General features: G+C 61.5%; 9 protein-coding genes and 5 pseudogenes. 3 read left to right on the forward strand and 11 right to left on the reverse strand.

Translation table 11 applies throughout. The annotated features are described in order from the left end of the window. Positions 1-317 precede the first annotated feature (317 nt). The 6 genes and pseudogenes from NKI95_RS33460 to NKI95_RS33485 form a co-directional block, all read right to left on the reverse strand. Complete coding sequence (locus NKI95_RS33460; protein ID WP_352722102.1) at positions 318-1,163, reverse strand: tyrosine-type recombinase/integrase; 846 nt, start codon at positions 1,161-1,163, stop codon at positions 318-320. 77 nt (positions 1,164-1,240) lie between these two features. Beyond that, positions 1,241-1,630, reverse strand: a complete 390-nt coding sequence (locus NKI95_RS33465; RefSeq protein ID WP_352722103.1) for a tyrosine-type recombinase/integrase — start codon at positions 1,628-1,630, stop codon at positions 1,241-1,243. 2 nt (positions 1,631-1,632) lie between these two features. Further along, complete coding sequence (locus tag NKI95_RS33470) at positions 1,633-2,064, reverse strand: site-specific integrase (RefSeq protein ID WP_352722105.1); 432 nt, start codon at positions 2,062-2,064, stop codon at positions 1,633-1,635. Then, positions 2,064-3,116: a tyrosine-type recombinase/integrase gene (locus tag NKI95_RS33475; protein ID WP_352722107.1), complete on the reverse strand. Its 1,053-nt coding sequence runs from the start codon at positions 3,114-3,116 to the stop codon at positions 2,064-2,066. The genes NKI95_RS33470 and NKI95_RS33475 overlap by 1 nt, the downstream gene beginning before the upstream one ends. A gap of 325 nt (positions 3,117-3,441) precedes the next feature. Then, positions 3,442-3,636, reverse strand: a pseudogene (locus NKI95_RS33480) (transposase zinc-binding domain-containing protein); the annotation flags it as partial. A 10-nt stretch (positions 3,637-3,646) separates the two neighbouring features. Beyond that, positions 3,647-4,228: a DNA-binding protein gene (locus tag NKI95_RS33485; RefSeq protein WP_352722108.1), complete on the reverse strand. Its 582-nt coding sequence runs from the start codon at positions 4,226-4,228 to the stop codon at positions 3,647-3,649. 121 nt (positions 4,229-4,349) lie between these two features. Here NKI95_RS33485 and NKI95_RS33490 point away from each other — a divergent pair, with 121 nt between their 5' ends. Further along, the gene (locus NKI95_RS33490) at positions 4,350-4,610 is read left to right on the forward strand and encodes a hypothetical protein (RefSeq protein ID WP_352722109.1); all 261 of its coding nucleotides are present in this window, start codon (positions 4,350-4,352) and stop codon (positions 4,608-4,610) included. Positions 4,611-4,727: 117 nt separating this feature from the next. On the opposite strand, the pseudogene NKI95_RS33495 reads toward NKI95_RS33490, so the two are convergent. Next, a pseudogene (locus NKI95_RS33495) lies at positions 4,728-4,868 on the reverse strand (recombinase zinc ribbon domain-containing protein); the annotation flags it as partial. Beyond that, on the reverse strand, positions 4,865-5,194 hold the full coding sequence (locus NKI95_RS33500; RefSeq protein ID WP_352722111.1) for a recombinase family protein: 330 nt from the start codon (positions 5,192-5,194) through the stop codon (positions 4,865-4,867). The gene NKI95_RS33500 and the pseudogene NKI95_RS33495, both read right to left, overlap by 4 nt. 611 nt (positions 5,195-5,805) lie before the next feature. Between NKI95_RS33500 and ltrA the strand changes: the two genes are divergently transcribed. Next, positions 5,806-7,128, forward strand: coding sequence for a group II intron reverse transcriptase/maturase (gene ltrA, locus NKI95_RS33505; protein ID WP_352722112.1), 1,323 nt, complete (start codon positions 5,806-5,808; stop codon positions 7,126-7,128). Positions 7,129-7,202: 74 nt separating this feature from the next. Here the strand turns inward: ltrA and NKI95_RS33510 are convergent. Next, positions 7,203-7,573 (reverse strand): annotated as a pseudogene (locus NKI95_RS33510) (phage integrase N-terminal SAM-like domain-containing protein); the annotation flags it as partial. Positions 7,574-7,741: 168 nt separating this feature from the next. Continuing rightward, the gene (locus NKI95_RS33515; protein ID WP_352722113.1) at positions 7,742-8,503 is read right to left on the reverse strand and encodes a class I SAM-dependent methyltransferase; all 762 of its coding nucleotides are present in this window, start codon (positions 8,501-8,503) and stop codon (positions 7,742-7,744) included. Between the two features lie 458 nt (positions 8,504-8,961). Here NKI95_RS33515 and NKI95_RS33520 point away from each other — a divergent pair. Continuing rightward, a pseudogene (locus tag NKI95_RS33520) lies at positions 8,962-9,314 on the forward strand (Glu/Leu/Phe/Val dehydrogenase dimerization domain-containing protein); the annotation flags it as partial. Positions 9,315-9,351: 37 nt separating this feature from the next. Here the strand turns inward: NKI95_RS33520 and NKI95_RS33525 are convergent. Further along, positions 9,352-9,818 (reverse strand): annotated as a pseudogene (locus NKI95_RS33525) (ATP-grasp domain-containing protein); the annotation flags it as partial.

Here is a 9,818-nt window from a genome sequence, read left to right on the forward strand (position 1 = left end):
AGTGGGTTTAGCAACGCCATTCTGCCGACGGCAGGTCGCTATCCACCAGCCCATAGGATCTTAGGGCAGTGGCGGTTGCGGCAGGTAATGGGCGACGCCCATTACCTGCCTTATGGGCGGATCCAGTAATGGGGAGCTGGCGGCGACTTGATCGCGCTCTTCTGTCCACCGCCGCCAACCCGACTCACCATTACGAAGGGCGCTTGAGGAGCGCGATGAGCCTGTCGGACGGCTGGAACGCGCCGCGCCGCAGATGTGGTGGAACGATTGATCCCATGGCGTCGAGCTTTTCTGTCGGATCGCCACGCGTGTAGATTTCAGTGGTCGTCAGAGTGGCGTGCCCCAACCACAGCGACAGGCGTCGCTTGCAGGACGATCATCGCGCATGTGTGCCTGAGCACGTGGGGCGAGATGCGTTTCTTGTCGAGGCCAGGATGGGCTCGAGCGGCGGTCGCTGCATGCTGTTTGAGGAGATAGGCGAAGCCCCATCGGCTCAGCGGCACCCCCCGGGCGTTGACGAACACCTCGGGTGCTGCGACCCGCCCGCGAACGGCGAGCCAGGCGCGCAGGGCTGCGGCCGTGGTCTTCCACAAGGGAAGCGTCCGTTCCCGCCGTCCCTTGCCCAGGACACGAATGCTCATCGACGACAGGTCGAAGTCCTCGAGCTTCAACCCCGTCAGCTCGGACACGCGCAGACCCGCACAAACCGCCAGATGCAGCATAGTCCGGTCGCGGATGCCATCGCGCGTGCCGGGATCCGGAGCGTCGAGCACCGCTTGCAGCTCCCGCAGAAGAAAGGGGACCAGACGCCGATCCGTCTTCTTGAATGGGATCGCCAGGACGCGGCGGATATGCTCCAGGGCTGCGGGCTGCCTGTATTCGAGGAAGCGGAAGAAGGACTTGATGGCCGCCAGCCGGACATTGCGCGTCACCGGCGCGTTTTTGCGCTTGTCCTCGAGATACTCCAGGAAGGCGCTGATGAGGCCGGCGTCGAGTTGCTCCAGCGTCAGCGCCGATGGCGTGACCTTCAGCCTCTTTGCAGCGAACATGAAGAGCAGCTGGAAGCTCAGCGCATAGGAGTCGCGCGTATGCCGACTGACGCCCCGCTGGCGAGCGAGTGTCTCATCGAGGAATGCTTCGATGAGGGGAGCAATCGGCGTCATGGTTGCCTCCCTTCGGTGAGGAACCCTTCACCGGCCGCGGCGACGTCGCGCATGAGGTCGGCGGTGGCCTCCAGGTATCAGTAGGTCGCATAAATGTTGACGTGACCCATGTAGGTCGCAAGCGCCGCCATATGGGCGCCGCTTCGACTTCGATCCGCCGGACTGCCTTGCAGCGCGCGCACCGCAAACGTGTGCCGCAGATCGTGCAGGCGCGGGCGGCGCTTCGCCGCCGGCACGATACCTGCCCTGCCGACCAGCCTGTCGAAGGTCTCTTTGACCGCAATATAGCACAGCGGCAGACCACGTGCGTCAACGAACGCTGGATCAATCTCGGAACAGGGCCGGCGACGCGCCAGATAGCCCTTCAAGCCCGCTACTGCCGTGTCGTGCAGCGGCACCAGGCGGGTTTTCCGGAACTTGGTCTCGCGGATCAGCAAGCCGTCGCGCGTCACGTCGGCGACCGTCAACTTTAGCGCCTTCGGAGATCCTCAACCCGGTGACTGAGAGCAGTGCGATCAATGTCGCATAGGTCCGTGAGCGCAAGCCGCCTTTGGGTCGAGCCGAAGGCGGCCTCGATCAGGCGATCGATCTCCGCTGCTGAGTAGATATGCGGCGAGCGCCGCGTCTTGCGGGCACCGAAGTGATTGACCGGCGGTAGCTCATGCCGGGCGTCTTCAACCCGGACATGACGCACAAAGCGGCAGACGGCTTTCAGCCGGGCATCGCGTTGCGCGACAGACGGTCCGCGCGCCGCCCAATCGATTGCGGTTTGCGTGTGGACATGCGTTTGCCCGCGCTCGATCGCAAAGGCGGCAAAGCTCCTGAGCAGGTATTCCGCATTCAGCATCGCGAATCCAGTGGCACGGCGGAGCGCCAGATAAGTCTCGATGGCCTTCAACATCAGAGAACCTCCGGCCAGGGCTGCGCGATTTGCTTCAGGAGCGTGACATCGGCCTTGGCGTAATGGGCCGTCGTGTCGATACCTCGGTGCCGCAGGACCAACCCGATCTTCTCGAGCGGAACGCCATGGCGCAGCATCTCGGTCGCCGCCGTGTGTCGCAGGACGTGCGCCCCCTTGGCTGGCGCCACGATGCCGGCCCGCTGCATGAGGCCTTTCACCACCGACGAGATGCCGTCACCGTTCCGGAACGGCCGAAACGGCGCGATATTGCGCAGGAACACGTGATCGCTCGGGCAGGTCGAAGGGCGGCACACGAGGTAGGTAGCGATCGCATCTCCGACGTCTTGCGGAAGCGGCAGACGCACTTCGTAGCGCGACTTGCCCGAGACCCGCAGCGAGCCCGTCTCCCACTCGATGTCGTCGAGGCGGAGTTGCGCCACGTCGCAGGCCCGCAGCCCGAGGCGCACCAGGAGCAGGACGATCGCGCGATCACGCCGGCGCGCAACGACTTCGCCATCGCATGCCGCGATCAGCCGGTTCACCTGCTCCGCCGCCAGATATCGCGGCAAGTCGGCAAGCCGCCAATGGGCAGAGCCAGGAACGACATCGGCGAGATATGCTCGGCAGCGGCCTTCGACAGCAAGATACCGCAAGAACGCGCGCAGGCTGGTCGTCAACTTCTCGACGGTTCCATTGCCGCAATGGCTCGCCCGGTCCAGGAAAAAGCTGCGAATAGCGGCTGGTCCCCACCGCTCTGGATCGTCCCCGAGTGCCGCCATCAAGTGGGCGGCGTCGCGGGCGTAGAGCTTGACGGTGGAATCGGACGCCCCGCGGTGCTTGCGCAGCCACACTTTGAAGTGAGCCACCAGGCATGGCTCGGCACACTGCAATGCGGCAGCGGCGGACTCGCAAACGCCGATTTCGACAAGGTGCTGGCGAAAGAGCCTGGCGCCGAAAATGGTGTGGTGGTTGCGACGCCCTCCCATGGCGCGCGGACATCCACAAGTGCGCAAGTGCTCGCTGAACACCGCTAGATCAATGTCGCTGGGCATTGCCCATTGCCGAGCCACGACATGGCCGAGATGCGCTGCCGCCCGCAAATACCGCGCGGCTGTGCCGGCACTATAACCCTGCCGCTCGAGCGCGGCTGCGAAACCGTCAAGGTATGGTCCGCTTGGCCCGCTCCGCAGATGCCCCAGCAGCTTGGACGCCGAGAAGTAAGTCTCCAACATGTTCGTCTCCGTTTCTGACCGGCCATCAGTGGCCGAGCCGACGGAGGCGCAGGACCGCGCTGTTATGGAGACAAAAAGCGCAACAATTCACCGAAAAATGCCGATGCCAGCACGCCAGCTCCCCATTACTGGATCTGCCCATAAGGCAGGAATTATAGGCTTGCCGCACGAGACCGCAGTCGGTGCAGTGTTCGGCGTGACCGCCCAGGGCCGCGGTCCGGCACGCCTCCACCGCGGCCAGGACCCGGCGCTCGACACGCCCGAGATGGCTGGCATGGTCGCGGCGATAATCAACCCCGTGACGGTGGAATACATCCGCCACTTCCAGATCCGGGCGCATGGCGCGCGGCTCAGCCGGACGGCGTGATCTCCATGTGGAGTTGGTCAAAAGGACTGGCGGTCCGGCCGATCACAGCCGTTGAGACCTGGGCGTATAGTGTCGTCGTCGCCAGGCTGCGATGGCCCAGCAGCCACCCGTCATAATGCTCACTTTCTATGTCATTGAAAATCAAAGCGCGTTGAGCGGGATCGGCTGTTAGCGGACGCTGCGGCGCATTCCGCGTGCGATAGGCGGGGATATCCGCCGTCTTGAACGCCCAGGGCGCACCATAACACACTTGCCGCCCTTTGATGATGCCGAGCCGGGCCATGCGCAGCGCCGTCATCACGCTCACATCCATGATTTGCGCGGCAGCTTCAAGCGTAATCTTGCCTCGCTCAGCCCATTCGCTGGCGCGGTGGACGGCAATGCCGTGATGGCTGCGGAACGAACAAATCCGCGCCTGGGTCCAGCCGTTGCCTCGCCCTGTCGGCTTGCCGGCTCGATTGAGGAGCCGCGCAATCTGGCGGTCGGGCATCAGACGCGCCAGCTCGCGAACCAGCGTCAAAGTATCCTCGGGGACTGTCCAGCGATGCTTGCCGACGGTGTTCATCTTCAACTTCAATGCGGTGTGGTCCCCTCCCTGCCAATGCAGGACCATCTCGAGACGCCATCTTCGATACGGACGACGATCTCGCGCAAGGCTGCCCGAACGATCCTCTTGCGCGTCGCAGATGTTGCTGCCGGTACGACCAGGCGAGGTCCAGATCGGCGCCGAGCCGCATCAGCTGATCCCGTTCCTTCTCTCCCAGCAGAGATGGTCTTCGCGCCTCGAGCGCGGCAATCTCGCCTTCGATCTCGTGCACGGCTTCAAGCGCCTTGTTCCAGCGGCGCTCCAGCTCGCAAGCGACCAGACGATTGGCCGGGTCGACGGCATCATATTGCCGACGCGCATGGGTAGCCTCGTAACGCGCCCGCTGCAGTGCCAGCGCTAGCTGCCTTTGTGCGGCTGACGTCTCGCTCACTTGAACCTCGAGCGCCTTGGTTGCGGCGTCGATGCCGAGCGGCTTCAAGGCACCAAGAACCGCGGCGCCGACAGCCTCATCGGCGCGCAAGCCGCCAAACGAGATGCACTGCTCGGTGCCATGATTGACGAGCGCACCCCGGCAGTGATAGCGCCCCGCCTTGCCGCTATAAGCGACATACATCTTACGGCCGCAATGGCCGCAACGCAGAAGCCCCGCGAGAATCAGCCCCCGCGCCGTACCGCTCCTTTGGCGGTGGCACTGCCTTTGCCGATTGCGTTATTGGCAATCACCTGTTGGTTACTCTCGAACTCGCTCCACGGAATGTAGCCTTCATGCTGGTCCTTAAGCAGGACGTCCCATTCCATCTGAGGGCGCCGCAGCCCGCGGCGTACGCGTTTGCGGCCCTCCTCAATGATGACCTTGCTTGTCGTGCGCCCGAAGGCATAGGCACCCGCATAGACCGGGTTGGTCAGAATGTTGTGCACGGTATTGTAGAGCGGCAGTTTCCAGGCGATGAAGCGCCCCTCTGCGTCATGCGACTTAACGGGCAAAGCGATGCCTTCGTCTCTGAAGCAGCACCTGAATGATCCTTGTCCGTGCCGGCTTCCAAAAGGTGGGTGGCGAAGCTGTGGCGAAGGGTGTGCACCGTCAGAGCGCCGGGAGACCGGCAAGGAGTATGTGGTGAAAGTCCACTGCGATGAAGGAGTAGCGCCCCACATCGGCCCCGAGCCGTGCGTCGCTGTCCGTGAGGGCAGGGGCGAAGCGTCGGCAGGGGAGAGCATAGGCCAGCCATCGAGCCGCGAAAGGCACAAATCCGGGCGCCGACGCCGTTGACAGAGCCGAAGGCAATATGAACGGGCGCGTCATGCGAGCTCTCGTCTGGTCCGGCGTGGTCGCGGACCCTGGCATGTGCAGACGCTCCTTGTACGGGAACCGGGAGGTCCCAGGTTTGGCCGCTGCGTGTTTGTTGCAGCGGCCCGCATCGGGAAGGTGAGGAGCCGTAGCCGATGATGCACGAACGTGGGAAGTCAGACCCTGCCGTAGTAGCTGGGAGCCGACGAACAAGGCGGATCGATCCGCTGCGGAGCCGGTGGAGCCAAGGGCGGGGACCGAGGGGAATGCGGGCCAGCAAAGCACGCACCGGGCGCAGAACCGGATAAGTGTGTCCCAGGCGCTGGAACGCATACGGCAAGCAGCAAGGCAAAGGAAAAAGGAGAGGTTCACCACGCTGTTCCACCATCTCAGCCGCGAGCTGCTCGAAACGGCGTTCTTCGATCTGAAGAAGAGCGCCTCTGCGGGCGTGGACGGCCTGACGTGGCAGACTTACGCGGCAGACCTGGAGCGCAAGCTCGCAGACCTGCATGCAAGGGGCCAGCGGGGAGCGTATCGGGCGCAGCCGGGCCGGCGGGTCTACATCCCCAAGCCGGACGGACGGCAGCGCCCGCTGGCGGTCGCCGCCCTGGAGGACAAGATCGTCCAACGGGCGACGGCCGCGGTGCTGAGCGCGATCTACGAGGAAGATTTCCTCGGGTTCTCGTACGGGTTCCGACCCGGGCGTGGCGCACACGGTGCGCTGGACGCGCTCGTGGTGGGGGTCACCAGTACCAAGGTGAACTTCGTCCTGGACGCCGACATACGGGACTTCTTCGGGAGCGTCAGCCAGGACTGGCTGGTCCGTTTCCTGGAGCACCGGATCGGCGATCCGCGCATCCTCCGCCTGATCCGCAAATGGCTCAAGGCGGGCATCCTGGAAGACGGGGTCGTGACAACCAGTGATCAGGGGACGGGACAGGGGTCGGTGATCTCACCGCTGCTGGCCAACGTCTACCTGCACTATGTCTTCGACCTGTGGGCCCACCGCTGGCGACGGCGCGAGGCCACGGGCAATGTCATCATCGTACGCTACGCCGACGATATGATCGTGGGTTTCGAGCACGAGGCGGACGCCCGGCGCTTCCTGGAGGCGATGCGCGAACGGTTCGAGGCGTTTGCGCTGTCACTGCATCCGGACAAGACCCCCCTGATCGAGTTCGGCCGCCATGCGGCGGCGAACCGCAAGCGGCGTGGGCTCAGCAAACCGGAGACCTTCAGTTTCCTGGGCTTCATCTTCATCTGTGGACGGTCGCGCCCGGGCAAATTCCTGGTCAAACGGAAAACCTGGCGCGACCGCATGCGGGCGAAGCTGCAAGCCATCAAGCAGGAACTGCGACAGCGCATGTACCAGCCTATCCCCGATCAGGGCAAATGGCTGGGACAGGTCGTCAAGGGCTACTTCAACTATCACGCCGTGCCGACCAACAGTCAGGCGCTGGTCACGTTCCGCTTCTTCCTCACCGAACTCTGGAGCCGGACGCTTCGGCGCCGCAGCCAGAAGGACGCCATGACCTGGGAGCGGATCACGCGGCTGGCCAACGACTGGCTGCCCAAACCGCGCATCCTTCATCCTTGGCCGCACCAGCGCTTCGCCGTCAATTACCCGAGGTAGGAGCCGTATGCCTTAATTGGGCTCGTACGGATCTGTGCGGGGGGCGCTCAGCAATGGGCGTCCCTACCGCGATCCCGCTTCTCAACGCCCAGGAACTCGCAGGCTGCTCGACAGGCGATCCCCAAGGTCTGTGGGTGGATCGGGCCGCGGCCATCGCGCCGGGGAAACAGCCATCGCCCCGGCTTGGTCAACCGCCAATAGACGCACAAAATCTCCAGCAGCTGCGGCGACAGCATCACGTAGCGGTCCTTGCCGCCCTTGCCCTGCTCGATGCGAATGACCATTGGGCGCGCACCTCTTCGTATCCCAGTTGATCGGGTGATCGTCCAAAAAATCGACTGAACTTCGCCACGTGATGCACGTAGGATCGCTGCGTCTCCGGTGACAAATTGCGGATCGTCAGATCTTCAATCATCCGCTGACGCAGAGGGCTTATCTGGGCCATCTGGGGGTCTCCTGTCTGGAAGGTTCGCTCGACACCAAATCTTCTCAGACAGGGGCCTCCTCAGGCCAGACCCGCGCATCAGCTACCGCGGCAGCGGTCTAAAGTTCAATCATAGATCGCACCGTAGAGTAATCACGACGCGCGAGTCAGAAATCAGCGCCGCTGGTATTATTTATGTGCGACAATTACGAGGCGGGGCCCATAGGATGTGAACTGCGTGCCTTCCTGCCCGTAAGCGTCCACAGTCTCGAATCCCGCGCTGCGCAACATGCGAACATATTCAGAAAATCCATAGTGTCTGATCGAAATACGTGTGCGTCTAACGTTTCCGTTACGAACGATGACCCTTTCGACATTTCGACGGTCGGTCAGTGCGTCGTAATCTAGAATATCGATTCTTAGATCGTCACCACACTGCAAAACGTCGCAGGTGCGCGCTCTGTCGCGTATCATAGCGAAGCGATTGTGCTGATCAATTAGCAGGCGCCCTCCCTTTCGAAGAGCAGAGGCTGCTTGATGAAGAACTCTCTCATTGTCAACATCATCGAAATAGCCAAATGTGGTGTACCAAAGCAAAGCCGCATCAAAACGATTTTCCCATGGAAGTGAGCGCATATCACCGAGAACATATTCTACGCCTACATGAAGTTCGGCTGCACGAGCTTCCGCCTCTTTTAAAAGGGTAGGAGATGCGTCCAGCCCGGTTACCTGGGCTCCTTTCTTGGCTAATCGATTTGTAATCCGACCGTAGCCGCACCCGATTTCAAGAATTGAGCTAGCTTGTCCTAGTTCAAGAAGCGCCCAAATTGCCTCTACTTCTCGATCACTCGCCTCTATTGAATGGACTACGTTGCCAAAATGCAAGTAATCATGACTAAAGTATGTTTCGATTTTCTGCGATGAGTCAGAAGTGAATCGTCGATTCGTCATTTAATCACTCTCAATTCATGTCTATTTTCGGAACCTATACTAATATTATAGCGCAGACTGGTATGTGTAAATAAAATAATTATAAACTCTCAACCAGTTCTAAGAAACTTTTGTTGCTGCTTGATAACATTTCCACTTGCCTTCTCCAAAGCGAATCTCACGGTATACGGGTCGGCCGCTGGGGATTGGATTCGGCGCGACAAAAGAACATGCGCTGGAAAGCTTGCGCGAGCCGTCGAAAGACGTTCCAGGCTTTGGCATTCCTGCCTGATCGCTAAGTGACGAGGGCTAGCCAGACGGCGGCGAAGCTCCGGGTGTTATCGCAGAGGGCAGCAAAATGACGGCACCTCTGGTGAGTATCCCGTTTTACGGGACCGGTTGGCGGATTGCACTAAAGAACGTCATTTTCCCTGTATGCGTATGACGATGCTTGCTCGCAGCAGAGCGAGAACGACACCACCCGTTGCTTTACACAGGAGCTTGCCAAGCGCGGCCTGATCACCCCCGGCCTCAACATGTCGGCTCCGGATGCGGGTACGAGCGAGCGGGAGATGGCCTGGATGGTCGACGAATTCCGCTGCGCTAATCCCACGAATGTCATCAACGAGCGCGCCTGCGTAACGGGCTCTCGAAAGGCGGAATTGCCGGCCGGACGGAGGCGACAGGCCACGGCGTGCAGTTCGCTATCCACAGCTACGTCCGTGATCCCCGTACTCTTGGCATTGTTAGGCGGCGGAATCTCGGGAGAGCATCCGTCGTTGTTCAAGGACCACGCTGCCAAGTTTCTGTCGAGGAAGATGGCGCGGGGGTCAAATCAGCGTTTTCCAGCCAAGGCCCGCATATAGTTTCTACTCGCTAAGGATCGGGAATGGTGTGATCGACCAATCGACCAAACCGACGGCACGCTGAAGTATTGCCTCGGCCTGAGCACGGCTGGGTGAGGCGGCGACGACATGTCCGATCCAGTCTCGAGTATCCCCTCGCCTGACGATCGAAGTCTTGGGTTCAACATAGAATTTGACCTGGACGATACCCGGCACTGCTGCCGCCCGATCACCACTGATCCAATCGAGGGTACCATCACGATCAGGAAGCAGGACCCGCGCGGCCGCGGTGCGCGAATGACTTCTGCGCAAATCCCATTCGTCGCCGATGACAAGTTTGATGTGCTCAGTGACAAGGTCGACACCATAAGCGAACTGTATCACTGGGGGAATGATCCCAGCGGAAAGGCGCGGATTGACTTCAATTACGACTGGACCCCGGTTCGTCCACCGGAACTCTATGTTCGTTGGGCCCCAGCTCAGGCCGAGAG

Source organism: Mesorhizobium sp. M0306 (genome assembly GCF_040321655.1).
In the GTDB taxonomy this organism is placed as follows: domain Bacteria; phylum Pseudomonadota; class Alphaproteobacteria; order Rhizobiales; family Rhizobiaceae; genus Mesorhizobium.

Excerpts from the sequence above, each read along its gene's own strand:
- NKI95_RS33460 (WP_352722102.1), bottom strand. The coding sequence starts at position 1,163 with ATGACGCCGATTGCTCCCCTCATCGAAGCATTCCTCGATGAGACACTC.
- NKI95_RS33470 (WP_352722105.1), bottom strand. The coding sequence starts at position 2,064 with ATGTTGAAGGCCATCGAGACTTATCTGGCGCTCCGCCGTGCCACTGGA.
- NKI95_RS33475 (WP_352722107.1), bottom strand. The coding sequence starts at position 3,116 with ATGCCCAGCGACATTGATCTAGCGGTGTTCAGCGAGCACTTGCGCACT.
- NKI95_RS33485 (WP_352722108.1), bottom strand. The coding sequence starts at position 4,228 with ATGAACACCGTCGGCAAGCATCGCTGGACAGTCCCCGAGGATACTTTG.
- NKI95_RS33490 (WP_352722109.1), top strand. The coding sequence starts at position 4,350 with ATGTTGCTGCCGGTACGACCAGGCGAGGTCCAGATCGGCGCCGAGCCG.
- NKI95_RS33515 (WP_352722113.1), bottom strand. The coding sequence starts at position 8,503 with ATGACGAATCGACGATTCACTTCTGACTCATCGCAGAAAATCGAAACA.